This window comes from Mangrovactinospora gilvigrisea (genome assembly GCF_001879105.1).
GTDB lineage: Bacteria > Actinomycetota > Actinomycetes > Streptomycetales > Streptomycetaceae > Mangrovactinospora > Mangrovactinospora gilvigrisea.
This window is the reverse complement of the sequence record NZ_MLCF01000045.1, coordinates 17,700-42,763: the sequence shown is the minus strand read 5'-3', so window position 1 is coordinate 42,763 and position 25,064 is coordinate 17,700. Positions and strand designations below refer to the sequence as shown.

Genomic DNA, 25,064 nt, shown 5'->3' with positions numbered 1-25,064 from the left:
GGTGGCCTCCCGCGAGCTGATCGTCCTCGGCACCGCCAGCCAGGCGCCCACCCGGCACCGCAACCACAACGGCTATCTGCTGCGCTGGGACGGTGAGGGCCTGCTCTTCGACCCCGGCGAGGGCACCCAGCGGCAGATGCTGCTGGCCCGGGTCGCCGCCCACGACGTGCACCGGATCTGCGTCAGCCATCTGCACGGCGACCACTGCCTGGGCCTGCCCGGCGTGCTGCAGCGCGCCAACCTGGACCGGGTGCCGCACCCGCTGGTGCTGCACTACCCGGCCTCCGGAGCCGAGTACATCGCCCGGCTGCGCCACGCCTCGGTCTTCCACGAGATGATCCAGGTGCGCGAGGAGCCGTCCGCCGCCGCGCACCAGGTGCTCGCCGAGGGGCCGCCGTACCGGCTGGAGTCCCGCCTGCTGGACCACCCGGTGGAGGCGCACGGCTACCGGCTCACCGAGCCGGACGGCCACCGGATGCTGCCCGCGGCCCTCGCCGCCCGGGGCATCGCCGGCCCGGACGTCGGCCGGCTGCAGCGCGAGGGCCGGGTGACCGCCCCGGACGGCACCGCCGTCGGCCTCGACGAGGTGAGCGAGCCCCGCCCCGGCCAGGTCTTCGCCTTCGTCATGGACACCCGGATGTGCGCAGCCGTCCACCGACTCGCCGAGGGCGCCGACCTGTTGGCCATCGAGTCGACGTTCCTCGACCGGGACGCCGCCCTCGCCGACGCGCACGGCCACCTCACCGCCGGCGCCGCGGCCCGCGCCGCCCGCGACGCGGGCGTCAGGACGCTCGTCCTCACCCACTTCTCCCAGCGCTACACCGAGCCCCGGGAATTCCTCGACGAGGCGTCGGCGTTCTTCCCAGGAGAGATCGTGGTCGCCGAGGACCTCACCCGGGTAGCGGTGCCCCGGCGGGCGGGCGCGCGTCCCGAAAATCCCCGGGGGTCGGGCGCGGCCCGCGGCTACCATGAAACCCCAGGCCCCCAGGGCGTGTCCGAACAGACGTTGGGATGATCCAGGCCATAGCGCCGACCCATGACTTCCTCACACGCGAAGAGCGAAGGCAGCAGCAGCCGGGCCGCTGCCACCGCCCGCATCACGGTTCCCGCCAAGCACCCGATGGTCACCGTCCTCGGCGCGGGCGACTCTCTCCTCCGCGTCATCGAGAAGGGCTTCCCGACCCTCGACATCCATGTGCGCGGCAACGAGATCAGCGCCACCGGCGACGCCGCCGAAGTGGCCCTCGTGCAGAACCTGTTCGACGAGATGATGCTGGTGCTGCGCACCGGCCAGCCCATGACGGAGGACTCCGTGGAGCGATCGATCGCCATGCTCCGCGGCTCCGGCGATGAGCGGCCCGCCGAGGTGCTGACCGCGAACATCGTCTCCAGCCGCGGCCGCACGGTGCGTCCCAAGACGCTCAACCAGAAGCGCTATGTCGACGCCATCGACAAGCACACCATCGTCTTCGGCATCGGCCCGGCCGGCACCGGCAAGACCTACCTGGCGATGGCGAAGGCCGTGCAGGCGCTGCAGGCCAAGCAGGTCGACCGGATCATCCTCACCCGCCCCGCGGTGGAGGCCGGAGAGCGGCTGGGCTTCCTGCCCGGCACCCTCTACGAGAAGATCGACCCCTATCTGCGCCCGCTCTACGACGCGCTGCACGACATGCTCGACCCCGACTCCATCCCCCGGCTGATGGCCGCCGGCACCATCGAGGTCGCCCCGCTGGCATACATGCGCGGACGGACGCTGAACAGCGCCTTCATCATCCTCGACGAGGCCCAGAACACCTCGGCCGAGCAGATGAAGATGTTCCTCACCCGGCTCGGCTTCGACTCCAAGATCGTCGTCACCGGCGACGTCACCCAGGTCGACCTGCCGGGCGGCACCACCAGCGGCCTGCGCCAGGTGCAGAACATCCTGGAGGGCGTGGAGGACGTCCACTTCTCACGGCTCACCAGCAGCGACGTGGTCCGCCACAAGCTGGTGTCGCGCATCGTCGACGCCTACGAGCGGTACGGTGACGGGGACGGCGGCGCGCCCGCGCCCAAGCAGCAGCAGCGGCGCCGCCCGTTGAAGCCCACGCCCAAGCAGGACTGACGAGAGCCGAGCCCACCGCACCGATGTCCATCGAGGTCAACAACGAGTCCGGCTGGACCGTCGACGAGGACGCCGTCCTCGACGTCGCCCGCTTCGCGCTGGACGCCATGCGCATCCACCCGCAGTCCGAGCTGTCGGTCATCTTCGTGGACGCGGAGGCGATGGAGCAGCTGCACATCCAGTGGATGGAGGAGCCGGGCCCGACCGACGTGCTCTCCTTCCCGATGGACGAGCTGCGCCCCGGCAAGGACGACGAGGAGCCGCCGCTCGGCCTCCTCGGCGACATCGTGCTCTGCCCGGAGGTCGCCAAGAAGCAGGGCGACACGGCCGGCCACTCGATGGACGACGAGCTGCACCTGCTCACCGTGCACGGAGTTCTCCACCTCCTCGGCTACGACCACGCCGAGGAGGAGGAGAAGAAGGAGATGTTCGGCCTCCAGGACGGGATCCTCGCCGAATGGCGGGCCCGCCGGGCCGGATAATCTTGCCGGCATGAGCGATGCGATCGACCCCGAGGACGCCAAGCTGCTGACGCTGGCCCGCTCGTCCCGTGCCCGGGTGGGCGCGGCGGAGGGCGCGGCCGTCCGCGACGAGACGGGACGCACTTACACCGCGGCGACGGTGGCCCTGCCGTCGCTCGCCCTGACGGCCGTGCAGGCCGCGGTCGCGGCGGCGGCCTCCTCGGGAGCGTCGTCCCTGGAGGCGGCGGCGGTCGTCTCGGCGAGCGCCGACGCACCGTCGGCGGCGGACCTGGCAGCCGTCCGCGACCTCGGCGGCCCCGGCACCCCCCTGCTCCTCGCCAACCCCAAGGGCGAACTCCAAACCACCCACCGGGCCTGACACCAGCGGTCCGAGCCGCGGCCCGGTGCCGCTCCGGCCGGGCCGGGTCGTGGCCGGTCGGCGCTTGGGCGCGGAGGCTGGTGTTGGCGGCCGGGTCGTGGCCGGTGGGCGCTTGGCCTGGGGGTCGGTGTCGGCCGGGTTGCGGCGGGTTTCCGGTCTCGGCGTGGCCTGGGGAAGTCCGCACGTACTTCGCCCCGGCCCCCGACGGCGGGCGGAGCCCGTCCGGGCGGGGTGCCGGGGCGAAGGGGCGGCAACAGCGAGGACGTCCTACCCGACGGGTTCCCGGGACGCCGCGGGGAGCGCGGGCCGTTCCGCCGCCGCGGTGACCGTCTCCGCCAGCACCGTGGCGATCCGGTTGCGGCGGCCGGCGGGGCCCTCCGCGGTGAGGCGGATCCCGTCCACCACCGCCGACGCCCCCGGGATGGGCACCCGGCCCAGCGCCTTCGCCAGCAGCCCGCCCACCGTCTCGATGTTCTCGTCGTCGAACTCTCGTCCGAACAGCTCGCCCAGCTCGTCGACGTCCAGACGCGCCGTCACCCGGTAGCGCCCCGCGCCGACCTCCTCCACCGGCCGCGCCTCCTGGTCGTACTCGTCCGCGATCTCGCCGACGATCTCCTCCAGGATGTCCTCGATGGTGACGATGCCGGCCGTCCCGCCGTACTCGTCGACCACCACCGCCAGGTGGATCCGGTCCCGCTGCATCTCGCGCAGCAGGTCCGCCGCCGCCTTGGTGTCCGGGACGAACGACGCCGGCCGCATCAGCGACTCGACCGGCTGCTCCTCCGCCTCGCGGTTGATGTGCGTGCGGCGGGCCATGTCCTTGAGGTACACGATGCCGACGACGTCATCCTCGTTCTCGCCCACCACCGGGATGCGGGAGAACCCGGAGCGCAGCGCCAGCGTCATCGCCTGCCGGAGGGTCTTGCTCCGCTCGATCAGCACCAGGTCGGTCCGCGGCACCATCACCTCGCGGACGATGGTGTCGCCCAGCTCGAAGACGGAGTGCACCATGCGCCGCTCGTCGTCCTCGATGAGCGAGTCCTTCTCGGCGAGGTCGACCATGGCGCGCAGTTCGGCCTCGGACGCGAACGGCCCCTCGCGGAAGCCGCGGCCCGGGGTGAGCGCGTTGCCGAGCAGGATCAGCAGCCGGCTCACCGGGCCGAGGATGCGGCCCAGCGGCACCAGCAGCACCGCCGCCGCGGAGGCGGTCGCCTCGGGGTGCTGGATGCCGATGGTGCGGGGCGAGACGCCCACCGCCACGTACGACACCAGCACCATCACCGCGGCGGAGACCAGCATCGCCACCCATATGGAGGCGAAGTACTCCACGAACACCGTGGTGATCAGGACCGCCGCCACCATCTCGCAGACCACCCGCACCAGCAGCGCGAGGGTGGTGTAGCGGACGGGGTCGGCGGCGACGGCTTTGAGTCGGGGGGCCCCGCGGCGCCCGGCCCGCTCGGCCTGCTCGGCGCGGAACGGGGAGATGCGGGGCACCGCGGACTCGGCACAGGCCGCCATCCACGCCACCACCACACAGGCGATGAACGCGGTGACGAGCCAGCCGATATGGTCACCGGACACGACGGGCACCTCCGCGCGGGCGGCGGCCGCGACCGCCGCCCAGCAGCAGACCGGCGAGCTCGCTCAGCAGGTCCTCGGTGTCGTCGTGCGGGGGGTAGCAGCCGTCGTCCTGCGGGACGCGGCGCGGGTAGCAGCCTCGCGATCCTGGCGTCTGGCTCGGGTAGCAGCCGCCGGGACCGGGTTTTCGGGGTCCGTCCATCGTGTCGGGCACAGGGCCCAGATCACACCCGTTCTGTCGTCGGGAACACTGTCCTCTCTACAAAAACGGTATCCGGTCGGACGGTGTTCCCCAACGCCCCGGCGCGGAATTCAGGACCCCTGGGCGAGGAGCACCGAGGGGCGGACGTCGCCGACCCGCTCGCCATGGCCGAGGACGGGGGCGAGGGCCAGGGCGCGCAGGGCCTCGTTGCCGTCGATGTCGACGCCGAGGCGGCGCAGCGCGGCCACCATCGCGACCGGGCGGGCGCGGGAGGAGCCGTCGGCGATCTTGAGGGCGACGGCGGAGCCGTCCGGCAGGGCGAGGGCGTAGACGCCCTCGGCGCCGTCCTTGGCGACCGCGCCGGGCAGCGCCCGCATCAGCTCGGTGACGTCCCGCCCGGTGCCGCCGACGTACTCGGGGTGGGCGCTCATCGCGTCGGCGACGCGCCGCTCGGGGGTGCCGGGGGCGGCGGTGGCCAGCGCGGCGAAGGCGCGGGCCAGGCCGCGGTAGGTGACGGCGAAGAGCGGGGCGCCGCAGCCGTCGACGCCGGTGAAGGTGACGGGCTCGCCGGCGACGTCCTCCAGGGTCTCGCGGAGGCGGACCTGGAGGGGGTGGCGCGGGTCGAGGTAGTTCTCGGTGTCCCAGCCGTTGGCGGCGCAGGTGGCGAGCATCGCGGCGTGCTTGCCGGAGCAGTTCATGGTGATCCGGGACGGGCCGTGGCCGGCCGCGATCAGGGCGCGCCGGGCGACGGCGTTCACCGGCATGTCCGGGGTGTTGCGCAGGTCGTCCTCGGAGAGGCCGGCCCCGGCGAGGATCTTGCGGACGCCCTCGACGTGGAAGGGCTCGCCCGAGTGGCTGGCGCAGGCGAGGGCGAGCAGCTCGCCGTCGAGGCCGAGGCCGGCGCGGAGCATGCCGAGGGCCTGGACGGGCTTGTTGGAGGAGCGGGGGTAGCAGGCGGCGCCGGGCTCGCCGACGGCGACGGCGTCCGTGCCGTCCGCCCGGACGGCGAGGACGGTGCCGTGGTGCACCGACTCCAGGAAGTCCCCTCGCCACACCTCTGCCACTACTGCGTGCACGGCCCGCTCCTGCCTCAATCCTGGGATGATCGTTCGCTTCCCATTGAAACAGGAGCGGGCCGGGGCGCGCGCACTCAGTGCCCGTGCACCGCCGCGTACTCCTCGCGCAGCGACGCGGCGATCTTGTCGCCGCCCTGCTTGCGCCACTCCTTGAGGGCGTCGTCCCAGGACTTCACGCTTGCGCGGCCGTTGACGATGTTGGTGGCCGCGTCGTTGAGGATCTGCCCGGTGACGGTGCCGTAGCGGTCCTTCGCCGCCGTCCGCAGGCCCACCGACGGGTTCTTCACCAGGTACTTCGACGTCTCCGTCTGGTAGTTCCAGACCCGCCGGGCGGCGTCCGGCTGCCCGGGGAAGTAGGCGACCAGCGGCGGGGAGCAGACGTACTGCAGCGGCAGCGTGTTGAAGTTCTCCACCTGCGAGAGCTTGGAGAGCTGGATCTGGCCGTGGCTGTCCCGGGTGAAGTGCTTGCCCTCCACGCCGAAGCGGATCAGCTCGTACTCCTTGCTGCCGAACGGCGACGCCAGGAAGTTCAGGATGCGCAGCATCAGCTTGATCCGGGACGGCGTGCCCTTCTTCAGCACGGTGTAGTTGACCCAGCCGGGGCCGTCCCACTTCTTGGGGGTGACGCCGGGGATGGTGTAGGGCCGGCCGAAGTCGAAGCGGAAGCGGCTGCCGACGGCGGCGACGTTGGTGGCGTAGGCCGGCAGCGTGTCGGCCATGCTGTACAGCGTCTGCCCGTACATCAGGGTCTTGGCCTCGGGGGTGGCGACCTGGTCGGGGTAGAAGACGCCGTCCTTGACGAGCTTCTGGATGTAGGCGAGGGCGTCCTTGTAGACGGCGGTGGCCTCGGTGGGGTGGAAGCCGCCGGAGGAGTCCAGCACCCAGCTGTTGGGTGCGCCGCGCCAGCCGGCGTGCCGGTCGACGTCGGTCTTGCCGACCGGGCCGGAGGCCCAGTGCTTCTTCCCGGTGAGGGCCTTCATCCGCTGCGTGAACTGGTCGGGCGTCCAGTCGCTGAGCCCGCCGACCTTGTCGAAGGCGTCCAGGTTGCAGATCATCTCGGGCGTCGGAAGCGGCCGCTGGATGGGCACGCCGTAGATGCCGCCGTTGATCAGCCCGACGCCCTGCCAGGAGTAGGTCGGCAGGTTGGCGAGGTTGGGGTAGTCGCGGATCGCCGACCCGGAGAGGTGGTCGGTGAGGTCCTGGAGGTCGGTGGCGATGAAGTCCTCGAACGTCGGCACGCCGTCGCTGCAGGTGATGATGTCGGGGACGTCGCCGCTCGCCATCATGACGGCGAGCTTCTGGCTGAGGCTGGCGCTGGGGATGAAGTTGAGCTTGAGGTTCACCCCGAGCGCCTCGTTGACGGCCCGCCACATGGTGTTGCGGCCCAGCGGCGGCGGCACGGGTTCGTTGGTGACCAGCGCCACGGTGACCGTCTCGCCGTTGCCGGGCTTCTCGGGGACGGCGGTGACCAGGTCGGTGGGGTAGGTCAGGTAGGCGGACTGGATGCCCTTGGCGTCGTTGCCGGGGAAGTCGGGCTTCGGCGCCTTGGCGGGCACGTAGTCGGGCCACTCGGCGAGCTTCTTGCCGATGTTGGTGGCGCGGATGGCGCGGGGCGCGTCGCAGCCGGTGAGCAGCAGGGCGGCACCGGCGGCCGTGCCCGCGCCGGCGGTCAGCAGTCCCCGTCGGGTGAGGTGGTGGCGGTCCGTCATCTGCGGCGCGCTCCTTAGGACTTGACGGCGCCGGTGAGGACGCCCTTGGTGAAGTGCCGCTGGACGAAGGGGTAGGCCAGCAGGACGGGCAGGGTGGCGAGCACCACCACGGCCATCTGGGTGGACTGCAGCGCCTGGGCGGAGCCGGAGTCGGAGAAGGTCGAGGCGGTGGAGCCCGACAGGTCGGCGCCCTGCGTGACGTACAGCTGCAGCACGGCCTGCACCGGCCACTTCGTGGAGTCGTTGAGGTAGAGGATCGCGGAGAAGAAGCTGTTCCAGTAGCTGACGGCGTAGAAGAGCCCGACGACCGCGATCACGGCCCGGGAGAGCGGCAGCACGATCCGCACCATCTGCTGCCATTCGGAGGCGCCGTCGATGCGGGCCTGCTCGTAGAGCTCCTCGGGGATGTTCTGGAAGAAGCCGCGCACCACGACCAGGTTGAAGACGTTGATGGCGACCGGGAGGATCAGCGACCAGTAGCTGTTGAGCAGGCCCAGCTGCTTGACGACCAGGTAGCCGGGGAGCATGCCGGTCGGGAAGAGGAAGGTGAAGAGCACCGCGAGGGTGAGCGGCCTGCGGAGCTTGAAGTGCGGCCGGCCCAGCGCGTAGGCGAGGGTGATGGTGCCGAAGAGCGAGATGGCCGTGCCGACCACGGTGATGCCGATGCTCACCAGGATGGACCTGGTGACGACGCCGCCGTTGAGGATCTGGCTGTAGGCGCCGAAGGTCGGGTGCTCGGGCCAGAGCACCCACCCGCCGTTCTTGGTGATCTGGTCGCCGGAGGCGACGCTGGTGGCGAGCACCTCCAGGAAGGGGATGAGGATCAGGAGGGAGAAGACCACCAGGGCGACGGCCTTGCCGATCTTGGTGATCGCCTTCGGCTCCTCCTGCCAGGCGGCTCGGGCCTCGCGGAACCCGTCCAGGGTTGCCATTACTGGTACACCCCCTCCTCGCCCATCTTGTGGGCGATCTTGTTGGCCGAGTAGACGAGGATGGCGCCGATGACGCCCTTGAAGAGTCCGGCCGCCGCCGAGAAGCCCCAGTCGCCCCCGAGCACGCCTCGGTAGTAGACGAAGGTGTCGAGGACCTCCGCGGCCTGCGGGCCGACCGCCGGGCGCTGCAGCAGGAACTGCTCGAAGCCGACGGAGAGGATGTCGCCGAGCCGCATGATCAGCAGCAGGATGATGATCGGGCGGAGCGCCGGCAGCGTGATGTGCCAGAACCGGCCCCACGGCCCGCAGCCGTCCAGCGCGGCGGACTCGTACTGCTGCTCGGGGACGTTGGCGAGCGAGGCGAGGAAGATGATCGTGCCCCAGCCGCAGTCCTTCCAGATGATCTCGGCGACGGCGAGCGGCTTGAAGGAGCCGGGGTTGGAGATGATGTTGACGGCGTGCATCCCGCCGTCCGACAGCAGCCCGTTGAGCAGCCCTGCGCCGCCCAGGATCTGCTGGAAGAGGGCGATGACGATCACCCAGGAGATGAAGTGCGGCAGATAGATGATCGACTGGAAGACGGTGCGGACCGACTTCCAGGCGAGGCTGTGCAGCAGCACGGCCAGCGCGATCGGCAGCGGGAAGAAGAAGACCAGCTGCAGCGCGGAGATGGCGAGGGTGTTCCAGGCCGCGGCCCAGAAGGACGGGTCGCCGAAGAGCCGGGAGAAGTTGGAGAAGCCGGCCCAGGGGCTGGCCCAGATGCCTTCGAACGGGACGTACTGCTTGAAGGCGATGATGTTGGAGACGAACGCCGAGTAGTGGAACACGGCGAAGTAGGCGATGCCGGGGACGGCCAGCAGCCATAGGGCGCGCTGCGAGCGGTTGCGGCGCCACCAGCCGGCAGCGCGGGAGCCGGTACCGGTCTCGGGCGGCGGGGTCGGTGAGGCGGTGCCTGCCACGCGGGGTCCCTTCCGGGTGGGGGACGAGGGTGAGGTGGGCCTGAAAAACGATCAATCGAAAACGCTTGCCTGGTACGGGAGTTGTAGATGTACAACGTTGTAAAGACAAGCGTCGTGGAGCGGGTGTGGCCACATGTGGCCGGATTCGCGTCACGGTGATTCCCAAGGGGCCGCGCGGCTGTCAACCTGCCCCGTCCCCGCCTCGGAAGGGGTCGGCGGGAGCGCCCGGTGGATGCGGAAGGGGAAGGTAAGCGTCTGCTAGCCGGACGCCTGGTCCAGTGCGGTCCCGTCCCCCGTCGGGCGGAGCGGCGGGCCGGAGCACCCGCCGCGTCGGGGAGAATGGACGGCATGAACGCCACCCCCGCCCACCGCGCCGGATTCGCCTGCTTTGTCGGCCGCCCCAACGCCGGCAAGTCCACGCTGACCAACGCCCTGGTCGGCACCAAGGTGGCCATCACCTCGGACCGCCCGCAGACCACCCGGCACACGGTCCGCGGCATCGTGCACCGCCCCGACGCCCAGCTGGTCCTCGTCGACACCCCCGGCCTGCACAAGCCGCGCACCCTGCTCGGCGAGCGCCTCAACGACCTGGTGCGGGCCACCTGGGCGGAGGTCGACGTGATCGGCTTCTGCCTGCCGGCCGATCAGAAGCTCGGCCCCGGCGACCGTTTCATCGCCAAGGAGCTGGCCGAGGTCAAGCGGGCCAAGAAGGTGGCGATCGTCACCAAGACCGACCTGGTCAACCGGGAGGCCGTCGCCCAGCAGCTGATGGCCGTCGACCGGCTGGGCCGGGAGCTGGGCTTCGAGTGGGCGGAGATCATCCCCGTCTCGGCGAAGTCCGGCGACCAGGTGGAGCTGCTCGCCGACCTGCTCGCCCCGCTGCTGCCGGAGGGCCCCGACCTCTACCCGGACGGCGAGCTGACCGACGAGCCCGAGCAGGTCATGGTCGCGGAGCTGATCCGCGAGGCGGCGCTGGAGGGCGTGCGGGACGAGCTGCCGCACTCGCTCGCGGTGGTCGTGGAGGAGATGACGCCCCGCGAGGGCCGTCCGGCCGACCGCCCGCTGATCGACGTCCGGGCGGACGTCTATGTGGAGCGGTCCAGCCAGAAGGGCATCGTCATCGGCCCGAAGGGCGCGCGGCTGAAGGACGTGGGGACGAAGTCGCGGGCCCAGATCGAGGCGCTGCTCGGCACCAAGGTCTTCCTCGACCTGCACGTCCGCGTCGCCAAGGACTGGCAGCGGGATCCGAAGCAGCTGCGCAGGCTCGGATTCTGAGACGCCCCGAGGGCGTCTCCGGCCGTTCTGGTAATGTGCGGCACGTCATGCGATACGACGGCAGCCTCCTCCTTATCTGCCGCGGTGAGGGCCTGTAGCACCAGGCCGGCTCCCTCATCGCGGTGTTCGGCGTTGCCGCCCGGCTGATCGAAGCGATCCCGCCGATCGAGGAAAGAGCCCCGCATGACCTCCGCAGACTTCTTCCAGCGCCCCACCCCCGTCACCGCCGACACCGTAGCGCAGCAGCCCTCCCCGATGCCGTTCCAGCGCTACCGCCCGATCCTGGGCGCGCCGCCGGTGACGGACCGCCAGTGGCCGTCCAAGCAGATCACCGAGGCGCCCCGCTGGCTCTCCACCGACCTGCGGGACGGCAACCAGGCGCTGATCGACCCGATGGACCCGGCCCGCAAGCGCGCCATGTTCGACCTGCTGGTACGCATGGGCTACAAGGAGATCGAGGTCGGCTTCCCGGCCGCCTCGCAGACCGACTTCGACTTCGTCCGCTCCATCGTCGAGGACCCGGCCGCCATCCCCGACGACGTCACCATCTCGGTGCTGACCCAGGCCCGCGACGAGCTGATCGAGCGGACCGTGCAGTCCGTGGTCGGCGCCAAGCGCGCCACCGTCCACCTGTACAACGCCACCTCGATGCTCTCCCGCCGGGTGGTCTTCCGCGCCTCCCGCGAGGAGATCAAGGACATCGCGATCGAGGGCACCCGCTCCGTCATCCAGCACGCCGAGAAGCACATCGGCCCGGAGACGGTCTTCGGCTTCGAGTACTCGCCGGAGATCTTCATCGAGACGGAGATGGAGTACGCCCTGGAGGTGTGCGAGGCCGTCATGGACGAGTGGCGGCCGGGCCCCGGGCGGGAGATCATCCTCAACCTGCCCGCCACCGTGGAGCGTTCCACCCCCAACGTCTACGCCGACCAGATCGAGTACATCAGCCGCAACCTGACGCGGCGCGAGCACGTGTGCGTCTCGGTCCACCCGCACAACGACCGCGGCACCGGCATCGCCTGCGCCGAGCTGGGCGTGATGGCCGGCGCCGACCGCGTCGAGGGCTGCCTGTTCGGGCAGGGCGAGCGCACCGGCAACGTCGACCTGGTGACCCTGGGGATGAACCTGTTCAGCCAGGGCATCGACCCGAAGATCGACTTCAGCGACCTGGACGAGATCCGCCGCACCTACGAGTACTGCAACCGGATGGGCGTCCACGAGCGCCACCCCTACGTCGGCGACCTGGTCTACACCGCCTTCTCCGGCTCCCACCAGGACGCCATCAAGAAGGGCCTGGAGGCGATGGAGGCCGACGCCGAGGCGGCCGGCGTCCCGGTCGACCAGCACACCTGGGCGGTGCCGTACCTGCCGATCGACCCCAAGGACGTGGGCCGCTCCTACGAGGCCGTCATCCGCGTCAACTCCCAGTCCGGCAAGGGCGGCGTGGCCTACGTCCTCAAGGCCGACCATCAGATGGACCTGCCGCGCCGGCTGCAGGTGGAGTTCTCCCAGACCATCCAGAGGCGCACCGACGCCGAGGGCGGCGAGATCACCCCGAAGCAGATCTGGGAGGTCTTCCGGGACGAGTACCTGCCGGTGCCGGACGCGCCCTGGGGCCGGATCGCGCTGCGCTCCCACCAGTCCTCGCAGACCGAGGACGGCCGCGACTCCATCTCGGTGGCGGCGGTCGTCGACGGCGAGGAGGTCGAGCTGCGCGGCGTCGGCAGCGGCCCGCTCGAGGCGTTCTTCGACGCGCTGCACGCCATCGACGTGGACGTCCGGCTGCTGGACTACAAGGAGCACACGCTCTCGGCCGGGGCCGGTGCGCAGGCCGCGTCCTACATCGAGTGCGCGGTGGGCGACCGGGTGCTGTGGGGCGTCGGCGTCGACGCCAACATCGTCCGCGCCTCGATCCGCGCCGTCATCAGCGCCGTGAACCGCGCGGCGCGCTGACGCGGTTCGGGCGCGGGGGTCCTCCGCCGCGGGTGCCGGGGCCGGCTTGCGCCCCACGGTCGACCTCGGTCACTCGCGCCCCGCGGCAGAGCCGCACGGGGGCGGACCCCGCGCCCCTTTCGGGGCGTTCGGCGAAATCTTCCCGACGCGCTGCTGACGCAGGCTGACACCTTGTGGCAACATCGCGGACACCGGCGCTTCCGCAGTGTGGCGGCCGCGCCCGGGACGCGGGAGGTGCTGCCGTGGCACGCAACCAGGGGCAGGGGACAGACGGCGAGTTCTACTGCGCCCGCTGCGGCGGGGACCGCAACTACCGCGCCCGCACCGGAAGACTTCCGGGACGCCGCGGCCTGCGCGTGGTCTGCACGGACTGCCGGGCGCGCTACGGCCCCGAGGTGCTCGAGGCGCCCACCTGCCGCGGCTTCGTCCTGCTGATCCGGGACGCGGCCCGCGCGCTGGCGCTCGCCGCGCTCGCCGCCGACGGCTCCTGCGACGCCGCGTCGCGGGAGGCCGCGTGCGCGGCGGTCCGCTCGGCGGGCAGCCCCGAGTGCCAACCGGGCAACCTGCTGGACGAGATGGTCGAGCTGCAGCAGGTGGACGACCCGGACGCCACCCGCGTCGACGGACTGCCGCCGACCGCCGCGGCCCGGCTGCGGGCCGCGCTGGTGCCGCTGGGGCCGCACCTCGCCGAGCCGGGGCGCGCGCATCTGCTCGCCACGGCGGCGCGGGTCGCCCTTGCCGACGGCGCGTACACCCCCAACGAGCGGGCGATGCTGATGGCCGCGGGCCATGCGCTGACCATGCCGGACGCCCAGATCCGCCAGGTCCTGCGCGAAGCGGCGGCGGCGGGGCGCTGACGGCCGCGCCCCTTGCGGGGCGTGCGGTGACGCACAATAGGGGCGTGTCCCTCTACCGCGACGACGGCATCGTGCTGCGCACCCAGAAGCTGGGTGAGGCCGATCGCATCATCACGCTGCTGACCCGCACCCACGGCCGGGTGCGCGCCGTGGCGCGCGGCGTGCGGCGGACCAAGTCGAAGTTCGGCGCCCGGCTGGAGCCCTTCGGCCACGTCGACATCCAGTTCTTCTCGCGCGGCAGCGAACTGGTGGGGCGCTCCCTGCCGTTGTGCACCCAGGTGGAGACGCTCGCCCCGTTCGGGGGAATCCTGGTCCACGACTACGACCGGTGGACGGCCGGCACCGCGATGCTGGAGACGGCCGAGCGGTTCGCCGACCACGAGGGGGAGCCCGCCGTCCAGCAGTATCTGCTGCTGGTCGGCGCGCTGCGGACGCTGGCCGCGGGCGAGCACCGCGCGCACGGGGTGCTCGACGCCTTCCTGCTGCGGTCGCTGGCCGTCAACGGGTACGCTCCGAGCTTTGACGCCTGTGCGCGGTGCGGCCTTCCGGGGCCGAACCGGTTCTTCTCGGTGCAGGGCGGCGGCGCCGTCTGCGGGGACTGCAAGCCCGCGGGCTGCGCCGTCCCCTCGCCCGAGACGATGCGGCTGCTGGGCGCGCTGCTGACGGGCGACTGGTCGACGGCGGACGCCGCGGAGCCGCGGCACTGCCGGGAGGGCAGCGGGCTGGTCGCCGCATACCTGCAGTGGCACCTGGAGCGGGGCATCCGCTCCCTGAAATACCTGGAGAAGTGATCGATTTGGCAGCGCGGACCATCCTCGGCACACGGAAGCGGCAGTACCGAGCCCCCGATCCGCACCCCTCGGGCGCGCGGCCGCCGAAGATCCCGGCCGAGCTGGTGCCGCGGCACGTGGCGCTCGTCATGGACGGCAACGGGCGCTGGGCCAAGCAGCGCGGGCTGCCCCGCACCGAGGGGCACAAGCGCGGCGAGGCGCAGGTGCTCGACGTGGTGAAGGGCGCCATCGAGATCGGCATCGAGCACATCTCGCTCTACGCCTTCTCCACCGAGAACTGGCGGCGCTCCCCGGAGGAGGTCCGCTTCCTGATGGACTTCAACCGGGACGTGATCCGCCGGCGCCGCGACGAGCTGGGCGCGATGGGGGTGCGGATCCGCTGGGCCGGCCGGCCGCCGCGGCTGTGGAAGGGCGTGGTGGACGAGCTGCGCATCGCGGAGGAGCAGACCAAGGACTGCGACGTCATCACGCTGCACATGTGCGTCAACTACGGCGGGCGCGCGGAGATCACCGACGCGGTGAAGGCGATCGCGGCCGAGGTGGCGGAGGGGCGCCTCGACCCGAAGAAGGTCAACGAGAAGCTCATCGCGCGCTACATGTACAACACGGACATGCCGGATGTGGACCTGTTCCTGCGGCCGTCCGGCGAGCAGCGCACCTCGAACTTCCTGCTGTGGCAGTCGGCGTACGCCGAGATGGTGTTCCAGGACACCCTGTGGCCGGACTTCGACCGCGTCGACCTGTGGAGCGCGGTGGAGTCCTTCGCCCAGCGGGACCGCCGCTACGGCGGTGCGGTCCCCAACCAGGTGGCCCAGGCCGAGGGTTAGCCGCTACGCCTTGCCTGCGCAGTCGGCGCAGGTGCCGAAGATCTCCAGGGTGTGGGCCACGTTGACGAAGCCGTGCTTGCGGGCCGTGGCCTCCGCCCAGGTCTCGACCGCGGGGCCCTCGACCTCCACCGCGGTGCCGCAGTGCCGGCAGACCAGGTGGTGGTGGTGCCCGCTGCTGCAGCGGCGGTAGACGGACTCGCCTTCGTCGGTGCGGAGCACGTCCACCTCGCCGGCGTCGGCGAGGTTCTGCAGGGTGCGGTAGACGGTGGTGAGGCCGACCGAGTCGCCCTTGTGCTTGAGGTGGTCGTGCAGCTCCTGGGCGCTGCGGAACTCGTCACTCTCTTCGAGGGCTGCGGAGACGGCAGCCCGCTGACGGGTGGACCGTCCGCGGGCAGGCGGCTTTGCGGTGGTCACCGGCTGTCCTCCGATCGCGGATGCGCGGGTCGTCTGGGGGGCGTGGGCCTGAGGGCGTCAGGGCTCGGGCCCAATTGTGCCAGCCGCGGCGGGGGATCCCGGGGACGCGGCCTTGCGCACTCCTGCTAGTCTAAACTGAAAATCATCACCATTTTCGTTCGGCCGCGGCCGTCGACCGTGCTCGATCCGCTCGGGAGTGCCCATGCTCAACAGCAGTAGCCGCCTCGCGGCAGCCGTCTGCGGCGCCGCCGCGCTCGCCGTGGCGCTCTCCGCCTGCGGCGGCGGCTCCTCCGGCAGCCGGTCGGCCACCGCGGGCGGCAAGGTCGATGTGGTCGCCGCCACCGATGTCTGGGGGGACGTCGCCAAGCAGGTGGGCGGCGACCGCGCCGACGTCACCTCGATCATCAGCGACCCCAACCAGGACCCGCACGGCTACGAGGCCAACACCCGTACCCAGCTGGCGATATCCAAGGCCGCCGTGGTCATCGAGAACGGCGGCGGCTACGACGACTTCATGGCCAGGATGGTCAAGACCGCCGGCGGCAGGGCCAAGGTGGTCAACGCGGTGCAGGTGTCCGGCAAGAAGCCGGTCGGCGGCGACCTCAACGAGCACGTCTGGTACGACTTCGGGACCGCGGAGAAGGTCGCCGGCGCCGTCGCCGACCGGCTCGCCGAGGCCGACCCGGCCGGCGCCGCCGAGTACCGCAGGAACGCCGCCGCCTTCACCGCGAAGCTCAAGCCGCTCCAGCAGCGCGAGGCGCGGCTGAAGAAGGAGTACGCCGGGCGCGGCATCGCGGTCACCGAGCCCGTGCCGCTCTACATGACGCAGGCGATCGGGCTCGTCGACAGGACGCCCGAGGCGTTCAGCCACGCCGTCGAGGAGGGCGACGACGTCCCCGTCGGCGCGCTGCGGCAGACGCTCGGCCTCTTCGCCGGCTCCGGAAAGGTTTCGGCACTCCTGTACAACGCCCAGGCCGCCGACGCCGCCGCCGGGGAGGCGGAGCATGCTGCGAAGGCCGGCGGGGTCGCGGTGATCCCGGTCACCGAGACGCTCCCGGCCGGCCAGGACTACCAGTCCTGGATGAGCGCCAACCTCGACCACATCTCCGCCGCGCTGAAGGGTTGATGAGACGGTGTCAGCAGCTGAAGGAGCAACGGAGGAAGCCGGCGCGGAGCCGGCGCTGCGGCTGCGCGGCGCGGCCCTCGGCTACGGCGACCGCACCCTGTGGAACGGCCTCGACCTGGACGTCCGACCCGGCGAGTTCCTCGCCGTGCTCGGCCCCAACGGCACCGGCAAGACCAGCCTGCTGCGCGCCGCCCTCGGCCTGACCAGGCTCTCGGCCGGCACGGTCGAGGTGAACGCCCCCGTCGGCTACGTCCCGCAGCAGAAGACGCTGCAGGCCGGGGTGCCGGTGCGGGCCCGCGACCTGGTGCGGTTCGGGGTGGACGGGCACCGCTGGGGCATCGGCCGCCCCGGGCGCGGCCGCGAGCTGCGCCGCCGGGTGGACGCCGCGCTCGCCGAGGTCGGCGCCGCCGAGTACGCCGACATCCCGGTCGGCATGCTCTCAGGCGGTGAGCAGCAGCGGGTGCGGATCGCCCAGGCGCTCGCCTCCGACCCCGGGCTGCTGCTCTGCGACGAGCCGCTGCTCTCCCTCGACCTGCGCCGCCAGCAGGAGGTCACCGCGCTGGTGGACGCGCGGCGGCGGCGCAGGGGAACCGCGGTGGTCTTCGTGACCCACGAGATCAACCCGGTGCTGGGCGTCGTCGACCGGGTGCTCTACCTGGCCGGCGGCCGCTTCCGGGTCGGCCCGCCGGACGAGGTGCTCACCTCGCCGGTGCTCTCCGAGCTCTACGGGGCGCGCATCGAGGTGGTGCGCGCCGGCGGCCGCGTCATCGTCGCCGGGGCGGAGGCCGCGGCCGCCGAGGACGCCCACCACCTGGACGACACCGTGGAGGTGGCGCACTGATGTGGCACGAGATCTTCAACTACGCCGACTACGGCCAACTGCTGGCGCTGGTGCGCAACTCCCTTGTCGTCGGCGCCGCGCTCGGCCTGGTCGGCGGGCTCGTCGGGGTCTTCGTGATGATGCGCGACCTGGCGTTCGCGGTGCACGGCGTCAGCGAACTGTCCTTCGCCGGCGGGGCGGCCGCCCTGCTGATCGGGGTGGGCGTCGCCCAGGGCGCGCTGGTCGGCTCGCTCGTCGCGGCGCTGATCATCGGGCTGCTGGGGGTGCGGGCCCGGGAGCGCAACTCCTTCATCGGGGTGCTGATGCCGTTCGGGCTGGGGCTCGGGGTGCTCTTCCTGGCGCTCTACTCCGGGCGCGCCGCCAACAAGTTCGGGCTGCTCACCGGGCAGGTGGTGGCCGTCGACAACCCGCAGACCGCCTGGCTGCTGGGGATGGCCGCGGTGGTGCTGGCGGCGCTGGCGATCCTGTGGCGGCCGCTGATGTTCGCCTCCGTCGACCCGGAGGCGGCCGAGGCGCGCGGCGTTCCGGTCAAGCTGCTCTCGCCGGTCTTCACCCTGGTGCTGGGGCTCGCCGTGGCGATGTCGGTGCAGGTGGTGGGGGCGCTGCTGGTGCTGTCGCTGCTGGTGACGCCGGCCGCGGCGGCGATCCGGGTGACCGCCTCGCCGGTCCGGATCACGCTGCTGAGCGTGGTGTTCGCCCTGGTGTCGATGGTCGGAGGGACGCTGCTGGCGATCGGTTCGTCCGTGCCCATCAGCCCGTACGTCACCACCGTCTCCTTCCTGATCTACGCGGTGTGCCGGGTGGTCGGGTGGCGGCGGACCCGCCGGGGCTGGGCGCGGCGGCCGTCCGCGGTGCCGGCGCAGGCGTAGGGGCCGTCCGCTGCTGATTTGAAACCGCACGGGTCGGGGCCGGTAACCTGAGGTGACTTCGACCGACCCCCCGCCGTATTGAAGAGAGCACCGTGGCCGCCGACAAGATCGACACCATCGTCAGCCTGAGCAAGCGCCGTGGCTTCGTCTACCCGAGCAGCGAGATCTACGGAGGCCAGCGCGCCGCCTGGGACTACGGTCCGCTGGGTGTCGAGCTCAAGGACAACATCAAGCGCCAGTGGTGGAGGTCGATGGTCATCGGCCGGGACGACGTGGTGGGCATCGACACCTCGGTGATCCTGGCGCCCGAGGTGTGGCAGGCCTCCGGCCATGTCGAGACCTTCACCGACCCGCTGACCGAGTGCCTCTCCTGCCACAAGCGGTTCCGCGCGGACCACCTGGAGGAGGCGTACGAGGCCAAGCACGGGCACCTGCCGGCCAACGGCCTCGCCGACCTCAACTGCCCCAACTGCGGCAACAAGGGCGCCTTCACCGAGCCCAAGCAGTTCAGCGGGCTGCTCTCCACCCACCTCGGGGTGACGCAGGACTCCGGGTCGCTGGCGTACCTGCGGCCCGAGACCGCGCAGGGCATCTTCATCAGCTTCGCGGCCGTGCAGCAGACCTCCCGGAAGAAGCCGCCGTTCGGCATCGCGCAGATCGGCAAGTCGTTCCGGAACGAGATCACGCCGGGCAACTTCATCTTCCGCACCCGCGAGTTCGAGCAGATGGAGATGGAGTTCTTCGTCAAGCCGGGCGAGGACGAGCAGTGGCACGAGCACTGGCTCCAGCAGCGCTGGAACTGGTACCTCGACCTGGGCATCCGCGAGGAGAACATCCGGCTCTTCGAGCACCCGGCGGAGAAGCTCTCGCACTACTCCAAGCGCACCGTGGACATCGAGTACCGGTTCCAGTTCGGCGGCTCGGAGTTCGGCGAGCTGGAGGGCGTCGCCAACCGGACCGACTACGACCTGGCCTCGCACGCGAAGGCCTCCGGCGTCGACCTGACGTACTTCGACCAGGAGGCCAACGAGCGCTGGTACCCGTACGTCATCGAGCCGGCGGCGGGCGTCAACCGGGCCATGCTGGCGTTCCTGCTGGACGCGTACACCGAGGACGAGGCGCCCAACGCGAAGGGCGTCATGGAGAAGCGCACCGTGCTGCGGCTGGACCCGCGGCTGTCGCCGGTGAAGGTGGCGGTGCTGCCGCTGTCGCGGAACCCGAAGCTGTCGCCCAAGGCGAAGGGGCTGGCGGAGGCGCTGCGGAAGTACTGGAACGTCGACTTCGACGACGCCGGCGCGATCGGGCGGCGGTACCGGCGGCAGGACGAGATCGGGACGCCGTTCGCGGTGACGGTCGACTTCGACACGCTGGACGACGATGCCGTCACCGTGCGGGAGCGGGACACCATGAAGCAGGAGCGGGTGTCGCTCTCCCAGGTGGAGCAGTACTTGGGGTCCAGGCTGCTGGGCTGCTGACGGGTAGTCGCCGGTCGCTGTCGCCGCCGCTCCGCCCCGGCACCCCGCCCGAGCCGCTGTCCGGCTCGGTGGGGGCCGGGGCGGCGTGCTGCCGTCCAAACGCAGAGGGCCGCGAGGGGGAGTTCGGCGCACAGCGCCATGGTGAGGGACTCGCCGAGCGCCGCGCCGCCGCCGGCCGTCGCGGTGTCCAGGGCGGCGTCCAGCAGCAGGAACGCGGCGGCCGTCCACGGCGCCGCCGCGCCGCCCCGGCGCAGCGCGGTGGCGAGCAGCCCCGCCGCCTCCGCCGCGTCGATGGCCAGCCACAGCGGCGTGCAGCCCTGGATCCCCGGGGTGCCCGGCAGGGTCACCGCCAGGTACGCCATCCACGGGAGCAGCGCGAGGCCGCTCACCGCGAGGACGGTGTCGGTCAGTCGCTGCCGGGCTGCGGCGGTCATCGGATTCCCCCTGGTTCGATCGCGGCACTCGGTGCACCGCACCACCTCAGCGTCGCCGTCCGGCGGCCGGAGATCCCTCCTGCGGATATCCGAATCGGGGTGGCAGCAGTGCCACCCCGCAACCGGTAACCAGGCAGGTGGCCGCGCCACTTGGCGGGGCCGTACCGTTACGGGGTGCAGAACAGCCACTTCGGACGGGTCCGGCGCGCCCTGGGCCGTCCCTGGCGGGCCACCGTCTTCCTCGCGGCCGGGCTCCCGCTCGCGACGATCGGGGCCGTCGTCCTCCTGACGATCGGCATCCCGCCCACCCCCGCGGGGGCGGTCGTGCTGCTGCTCTTCTCCCCGCTGCTGACGCGGATTCAGCGGGACCGCTACCGGGTGCTGTACGACGTGGAGATCCCGCCGACCAGGCACCCCCAGGGGCTGCTCGCGCGGCTGCGGTCGCGCTCGACCTGGCGGCCCTACCTGTACCACCTGCTGCTCGGCCCGCTGATCGGCACGCTCGGCGCGGCCGTGGTGCTCGGCTGGGCCGCCGGCGTCGCCATGGTCACCTGCTGGATGTGGCGCTACGCGCTGCCGCTGGACGTCCGGCTGAGCGAGAACCCCAAGCTCTTCACGCTCAACACCGTGGGCGGGGTGGTGGTGCTGGCGGTGCTGCCGTGGGCCTCCGCGGCCGTCGCCCGCCTGGACTGCTGGGCCGGCCGCAACTTCCTCGGCCCGGACCGCGCCGAGGTGTTGGAGAAGCGGGTCGAGGTGCTGGCGGTCAGCCGCGCCGGGGTGGTGGACGCGGCCGACGCCGAGCGCCGCCGCATCGAGCGGGATCTGCACGACGGCGCCCAGCAGCGGCTCGTCTCGCTGGCGGTCAACCTGGGGCTGGCGCTGGCCACCATGCCGGACCTGCCGTCGGATGCCCGCACGGTGATCCAGGAGGCGCACGCCGAGGCGAAGGCCGCCATCGAGGAGCTGAGCCTGCTGGTGCGCGGCCTGCACCCGGCGGTGCTGGACGACCGCGGCCTGTCCGCCGCGCTCTCCGGGATCGCGGAGCGGTCGGTGGTGCCGGTGAGGCTGACGGTGACGCTGCCGCAGCGGCCGCCGCCGACGGTGGAGGCGGTCGCCTACTTCACGGTCTCGGAGGCGCTCGCCAACGTGGCCAAGCACTCCAAGGCCGAGCAGGCCGAGGTCGAGGTGCGCGGCACCGGAGACCGGCTGCTGGTGCGGGTGTGGGACGACGGGGTCGGCGGCGCGGACGCGTCCGACGGCACCGGGCTGCGGGGACTGGCCCTTAGGGCGGCCTCCGTGGACGGACGGTTGACGGTGCGGAGCCCGCAGGGCGGGCCCACGGAGATCAGGGTGGAGCTGCCGTGCGTGCGGTGATCGCAGAGGATTCGCTGCTGCTGAGGATCGGTGTCGTCAAGGTGCTGCAGTCGGCCGGCATCGACGTGGTGGCCGAGGAGGACGACGCCGAGGGCCTGCTGCGGGCCGTCGAGGAGCACCGGCCCGAGCTGGCCGTGGTGGACGTCCGGATGCCCCCGGGCTTCACCGACGAGGGCGTGCGGGCGGCCCTGGTGATCCGCCGGCAGTTCCCGGGGACGGCGGTGCTGCTGCTCTCCCAGTACGTCGAGGGCCGCTACGCCGCCGATCTGCTGACGGAGTACCAGGCCGGCATCGGCTACCTGCTCAAGCAGCGGGTCGCGGACGTGGCGGAGTTCGTCGACGCGGTGCGGCGGGTGGCCGCCGGCGGCACCGCGCTGGACCCGCAGGTCGTCGCCCAGCTGCTGGTGCGGCGGCGCAACGACCCGCTGGACCGGCTCACCCAGCGGGAGCGGGAGGTGCTGGCGTCCATGGCGGAGGGCAGGTCCAACGCCGGGATCGCCGAGGCGCTGGTGATCTCGGAGAGCGCCGTCGCCAAGCACATCAACTCCATATTCGCCAAGCTCGACCTGCCCAAGGCGGAGACCGACCACCGGCGGGTGCTGGCGGTGCTGCAGTTCCGCTCCGGCGACGGCGACGGGGAGGAGGAGTCGTGAGGGCGGGCCGCCCGGACACCCCCGAGGACGCCCCGCCCCCGGGCGCGGTGCCCGACGGGCCGGACACCGGGGAGGGCTCGGCCACCCGGCCGGTCTCCGGGGTGCGGCGGCGGCTGTGGCTGCTGATCGCGCTGCTGAGCGCGGCGGTGCTGGTGCTGCCGATCGCCGTGCAGGTGTACGGGCAGATCATGCACCGCACCACCACCCACTCGCACAACTACGCGCTCGGCCCGTCGCAGGGGGTGGAGATCGACGGCGGTTCGGCGACGGTCGAGGTGCGCGCGGGCAAGGCGGGCAGGGTGCGGGTGCAGCAGCAGCTGGGCTGGACGCTGCGGTCGCCGCGGGTGAACGTCGACCAGGAGCCGTCCGGGACGCTGCACATCGAGCCGTCCTGCGCCCGCAGCTCCAAGCTCTTCAGCAGCCTGGACTGCGATGTGACGCTGCGGGTGACCATGCCGGCCGACGCGCCGCTGCGGGTGACCACCGGCTCCGGCAGCATCCAGCTGCGGAACCTCGGCGGCACCCTGAAGGCCGTCGCCTCCTCGGGCACCATCACCGGCACCGGGCTGCGCTCCACCGAGGTGTCGGGCACCGCCAACTCCGGGATGGTCCAGTTCGACATGGCCGGCACGCCGCGCCGGCTGAGCCTGGACGCCGAGTCGGGCACCGCGCAGGCGACGGTGCCGCGCGGCTCGCGCTTCCAGCTGTCGACGGCCGGTGGCACCGGAACGCTCCAGGTGGCGCCCGGTCTCTCGGACAGGAACTCCGGCAACCGGCTCGATCTCACCGTCAACAGCGGGACCGTGCAGGTCGGCTACACCGGCTGCCTGGAGTGCGCGGGGGCGCCGTCCGCGTCGGCGGCACCCTCGTCGCGGCCCTGAACCTCCTTCAGCAGCCGGTCGGCGACCCGCCGCAGCACCGCCAGCTCCTCGGGGGTGGCGGCGGCGAGGCCGGGCGGCGGCGTGTCCTGGATGTGCATCGCCCGGGCGGCGATCCGGCGGCCCTCCGCGGTGGCGTGGACCAGCTTGGAGCGGCGGTCGGCCGGATTGGCGGTGCGCTCGGCGAGCCCGCGCTTCACCAGGTCGTCGACGATGACCGTGGCGTACGGGGCGTCGATGAACATCCGGGCGGCCAGGGCGCGCAGCGGCATCGGGCCGTCGGCGTCGATGTAGGTGAGCGCCTTGGCCCGGTTGAAGCTCAGGCCGAGGGCGTCGGCCACCGCCCGCCGCATGTCCTGGCCGAGGACCAGCTCCCGCAGGTCGTGCCAGATGCGGCGGGTCTCGTCCTCGTCCCCGTGAGGGTGGTTCATCGCGTCGTCACCGGCTCCTTCGTCGGCTGCACCTGGTCCAGGTCGCCGGCGGCGCGCGCCGCGGTGGCGCGGGCCCAGCGCCCGGTGGTGATGGTACCGAGGGCGAGGACGGCGAGCCCGCAGCCGGCGATGATCCACCAGGCGGTGCGCGAGTCGGCGGTGAACGTCGGGGTGGCCCGTCCGGCGGTGAAGGCGCCGGCCATCACCGCGCCGATCACCGCGACGCCCAGCGACTGGCCGATCTGACGGCTCGTCGAGGCGCAGGCGGCGGCGACGCCGGCCTGGGAGCGGGGCATCCCGGAGACCGCGGTGTTGGTGATCGGCGCGTTCATCATGCCGAAGCCGACGCCGAAGACCGTGTAGCAGCCGAGCAGCACGGCGGTGGGCAGCGAGGGACTGTAGGTGAAGGCGAGCACGATGCCGACGGCGGCCAGTGCGATGCCGGCGGTGATCAGCGGCAGCCGCGGCCCGCGGCTGCCCACCAGCCGTCCGGAGATCGGCGCGAAGACCAGGTTCATCAGCGCCATCGGCATCATGTAGAGCCCCGCGTGGACGGGGTCGAGGCCGAGGGCGTCCTGGAGGTAGAGCGAGTTGAGGAAGAGGAAGCCGCCGGTGGCGCCGAAGCCGCAGACCGCGATGAGGGTGGCGCCGGAGAACGGCACGCTGCGGAAGAAGCGCAGCTCGACGAGGGGTTCGGCGCGGCGCGGCTCGTAGAGCAGGAATCCGGCGAGGGCGGCGACCGCCAGCACCACGCACCCCGCGATGAGCGGCGAGGTGAGCCCGCGGGCCGGGGCCTCGATGATCGCGAAGGTGAGCGAGGCGAGGAAGGCGATCATCAGGATCTGGCCCACCGGGTCGGGCCGGCGGGCGTGCGCGGCACGGGACTCGGGGACGAAGGCCCTGGTGAGGACGAACGCGGCGAGACCGATCGGGATGTTGATCCAGAAGATGGCGCGCCAGCCGACGCTCTCCACCAGCAGCCCGCCGATGATCGGCCCGGCCGACATGCTGATGCCGACGACCGCGCCCCAGGCGCCGACGGCGCGGGCCCGCTCGCGGGGGTCGGTGAAGGTGTTGGTGATGATCGACATGGCGACCGGGTTGAGCATCGAGCCGCCGATGGCCTGCACCATCCGGGCGGCGATCAGCCAGCCCAGCGAGGGGGCGAGGGAGCAGCCGAGCGAGGCGAGGGTGAAGACCGCGAGCCCGATCTGGAAGGTGCGGCGCCGGCCGATGCGGTCGGCGGTGGAGCCGGAGAGCAGCAGGAACGAGGCGAGCACCAGCGTGTAGGCGTCGATCGTCCACTGCAGCCCGGACATCGGGGCATGCAGGCCGCGTTGCAGCGAGGGCAGCGCGATGTTCAGGACCGTGTTGTCCATGCTGACGATGAGCAGGGACATGCAGCAGATGGCGAGGACCAGGAGGCGGCGCCGCTTGGTCAGGGGAGCTGCGGAGGATATGGG

24 protein-coding genes are annotated in these 25,064 nt (G+C 72.0%); 16 read left to right on the top strand and 8 right to left on the bottom strand.

The window, feature by feature from the left end:
- Position 1 precedes the first annotated feature (1 nt).
- From BIV57_RS10175 to BIV57_RS10160, 4 genes are read left to right on the top strand one after another with little or no spacing between them, the layout of a single operon-like run.
- Positions 2-1,015 carry a ribonuclease Z gene (locus BIV57_RS10175; RefSeq protein WP_071656383.1) on the top strand — a complete coding sequence of 338 codons (1,014 nt, stop codon included), beginning with the start codon at positions 2-4 and terminating at the stop codon, positions 1,013-1,015.
- 21 nt (positions 1,016-1,036) lie between these two features.
- Positions 1,037-2,104: a PhoH family protein gene (locus tag BIV57_RS10170; RefSeq protein ID WP_071656382.1), complete on the top strand. Its 1,068-nt coding sequence runs from the start codon at positions 1,037-1,039 to the stop codon at positions 2,102-2,104.
- 23 nt (positions 2,105-2,127) lie between these two features.
- Positions 2,128-2,586, top strand: coding sequence for an rRNA maturation RNase YbeY (gene ybeY / locus BIV57_RS10165; RefSeq protein ID WP_071656381.1), 459 nt, complete (start codon positions 2,128-2,130; stop codon positions 2,584-2,586).
- Between the two features lie 10 nt (positions 2,587-2,596).
- On the top strand, positions 2,597-2,944 hold the full coding sequence (locus tag BIV57_RS10160; RefSeq protein WP_071656380.1) for a hypothetical protein: 348 nt from the start codon (positions 2,597-2,599) through the stop codon (positions 2,942-2,944).
- A 267-nt stretch (positions 2,945-3,211) separates the two neighbouring features.
- Here the strand turns inward: BIV57_RS10160 and BIV57_RS10155 are convergent, their stop codons facing one another.
- The 5 genes from BIV57_RS10155 to BIV57_RS10135 all read right to left on the bottom strand — a co-directional run bounded on the left by BIV57_RS10155 (position 3,212) and on the right by BIV57_RS10135 (position 9,403).
- On the bottom strand, positions 3,212-4,528 hold the full coding sequence (locus tag BIV57_RS10155; protein WP_071656379.1) for a hemolysin family protein: 1,317 nt from the start codon (positions 4,526-4,528) through the stop codon (positions 3,212-3,214).
- A 309-nt stretch (positions 4,529-4,837) separates the two neighbouring features.
- Complete coding sequence (locus BIV57_RS10150; protein ID WP_071656378.1) at positions 4,838-5,803, bottom strand: asparaginase; 966 nt, start codon at positions 5,801-5,803, stop codon at positions 4,838-4,840.
- A gap of 74 nt (positions 5,804-5,877) precedes the next feature.
- Entirely contained in the window at positions 5,878-7,512 is a 1,635-nt protein-coding gene (locus tag BIV57_RS10145) for an extracellular solute-binding protein (protein ID WP_071656377.1), read from the bottom strand.
- A gap of 14 nt (positions 7,513-7,526) precedes the next feature.
- Complete coding sequence (locus BIV57_RS10140; protein WP_071656376.1) at positions 7,527-8,444, bottom strand: carbohydrate ABC transporter permease; 918 nt, start codon at positions 8,442-8,444, stop codon at positions 7,527-7,529.
- Positions 8,444-9,403, bottom strand: a complete 960-nt coding sequence (locus tag BIV57_RS10135; protein WP_079170199.1) for an ABC transporter permease — start codon at positions 9,401-9,403, stop codon at positions 8,444-8,446. Before BIV57_RS10135 ends, BIV57_RS10140 begins: the two co-directional genes overlap by 1 nt.
- A 339-nt stretch (positions 9,404-9,742) precedes the next feature.
- Here BIV57_RS10135 and era point away from each other — a divergent pair, with 339 nt between their 5' ends.
- From era to BIV57_RS10110, 5 genes are all read left to right on the top strand, one after another.
- A complete protein-coding gene (era, locus tag BIV57_RS10130; RefSeq protein WP_071656375.1) occupies positions 9,743-10,678 on the top strand; it encodes a GTPase Era in 936 nt (311 codons plus the stop codon).
- A gap of 183 nt (positions 10,679-10,861) precedes the next feature.
- Positions 10,862-12,631, top strand: coding sequence for a 2-isopropylmalate synthase (gene leuA, locus BIV57_RS10125; protein ID WP_071656374.1), 1,770 nt, complete (start codon positions 10,862-10,864; stop codon positions 12,629-12,631).
- 242 nt (positions 12,632-12,873) lie between these two features.
- Positions 12,874-13,488, top strand: coding sequence for a TerB family tellurite resistance protein (locus BIV57_RS10120; protein WP_071656373.1), 615 nt, complete (start codon positions 12,874-12,876; stop codon positions 13,486-13,488).
- Positions 13,489-13,532: 44 nt separating this feature from the next.
- Positions 13,533-14,279: a DNA repair protein RecO gene (gene recO / locus BIV57_RS10115; RefSeq protein ID WP_071656372.1), complete on the top strand. Its 747-nt coding sequence runs from the start codon at positions 13,533-13,535 to the stop codon at positions 14,277-14,279.
- Between the two features lie 5 nt (positions 14,280-14,284).
- Positions 14,285-15,106 (top strand): isoprenyl transferase, encoded by an 822-nt coding sequence (locus tag BIV57_RS10110; RefSeq protein WP_071656371.1) that lies wholly within the window; start codon positions 14,285-14,287, stop codon positions 15,104-15,106.
- Between the two features lie 3 nt (positions 15,107-15,109).
- Here BIV57_RS10110 and BIV57_RS10105 read toward each other — a convergent pair whose 3' ends face one another.
- Complete coding sequence (locus BIV57_RS10105; protein ID WP_071656370.1) at positions 15,110-15,520, bottom strand: Fur family transcriptional regulator; 411 nt, start codon at positions 15,518-15,520, stop codon at positions 15,110-15,112.
- 202 nt (positions 15,521-15,722) lie between these two features.
- On the opposite strand from BIV57_RS10105, the gene BIV57_RS10100 reads away from it, so the two are divergent.
- The 7 genes from BIV57_RS10100 to BIV57_RS10070 all read left to right on the top strand — a co-directional run bounded on the left by BIV57_RS10100 (position 15,723) and on the right by BIV57_RS10070 (position 23,173).
- Entirely contained in the window at positions 15,723-16,646 is a 924-nt protein-coding gene (locus BIV57_RS10100; protein WP_071656369.1) for a metal ABC transporter solute-binding protein, Zn/Mn family, read from the top strand.
- A gap of 7 nt (positions 16,647-16,653) precedes the next feature.
- Positions 16,654-17,487, top strand: a complete 834-nt coding sequence (locus tag BIV57_RS10095; RefSeq protein ID WP_071656368.1) for a metal ABC transporter ATP-binding protein — start codon at positions 16,654-16,656, stop codon at positions 17,485-17,487.
- On the top strand, positions 17,487-18,356 hold the full coding sequence (locus tag BIV57_RS10090; protein WP_071656367.1) for a metal ABC transporter permease: 870 nt from the start codon (positions 17,487-17,489) through the stop codon (positions 18,354-18,356). The genes BIV57_RS10095 and BIV57_RS10090 overlap by 1 nt, the downstream gene beginning before the upstream one ends.
- 92 nt (positions 18,357-18,448) lie before the next feature.
- Positions 18,449-19,831: a glycine--tRNA ligase gene (locus BIV57_RS10085; protein ID WP_071656366.1), complete on the top strand. Its 1,383-nt coding sequence runs from the start codon at positions 18,449-18,451 to the stop codon at positions 19,829-19,831.
- A 608-nt stretch (positions 19,832-20,439) separates the two neighbouring features.
- Positions 20,440-21,639 carry a sensor histidine kinase gene (locus tag BIV57_RS10080; protein ID WP_071656365.1) on the top strand — a complete coding sequence of 400 codons (1,200 nt, stop codon included), beginning with the start codon at positions 20,440-20,442 and terminating at the stop codon, positions 21,637-21,639.
- Positions 21,627-22,292 (top strand): response regulator transcription factor, encoded by a 666-nt coding sequence (locus BIV57_RS10075; RefSeq protein ID WP_071656364.1) that lies wholly within the window; start codon positions 21,627-21,629, stop codon positions 22,290-22,292. Before BIV57_RS10080 ends, BIV57_RS10075 begins: the two co-directional genes overlap by 13 nt.
- Entirely contained in the window at positions 22,289-23,173 is an 885-nt protein-coding gene (locus BIV57_RS10070; protein ID WP_071656363.1) for a DUF4097 family beta strand repeat-containing protein, read from the top strand. Before BIV57_RS10075 ends, BIV57_RS10070 begins: the two co-directional genes overlap by 4 nt.
- Here BIV57_RS10070 and BIV57_RS10065 read toward each other — a convergent pair.
- On the bottom strand, positions 23,107-23,601 hold the full coding sequence (locus tag BIV57_RS10065) for a MarR family winged helix-turn-helix transcriptional regulator (protein ID WP_071656362.1): 495 nt from the start codon (positions 23,599-23,601) through the stop codon (positions 23,107-23,109). The genes BIV57_RS10070 and BIV57_RS10065 overlap by 67 nt on opposite strands.
- A complete protein-coding gene (locus BIV57_RS10060) occupies positions 23,598-25,001 on the bottom strand; it encodes an MFS transporter (protein ID WP_079170201.1) in 1,404 nt (467 codons plus the stop codon). The genes BIV57_RS10065 and BIV57_RS10060 overlap by 4 nt, the downstream gene beginning before the upstream one ends.
- Positions 25,002-25,064: the final 63 nt, after the last annotated feature.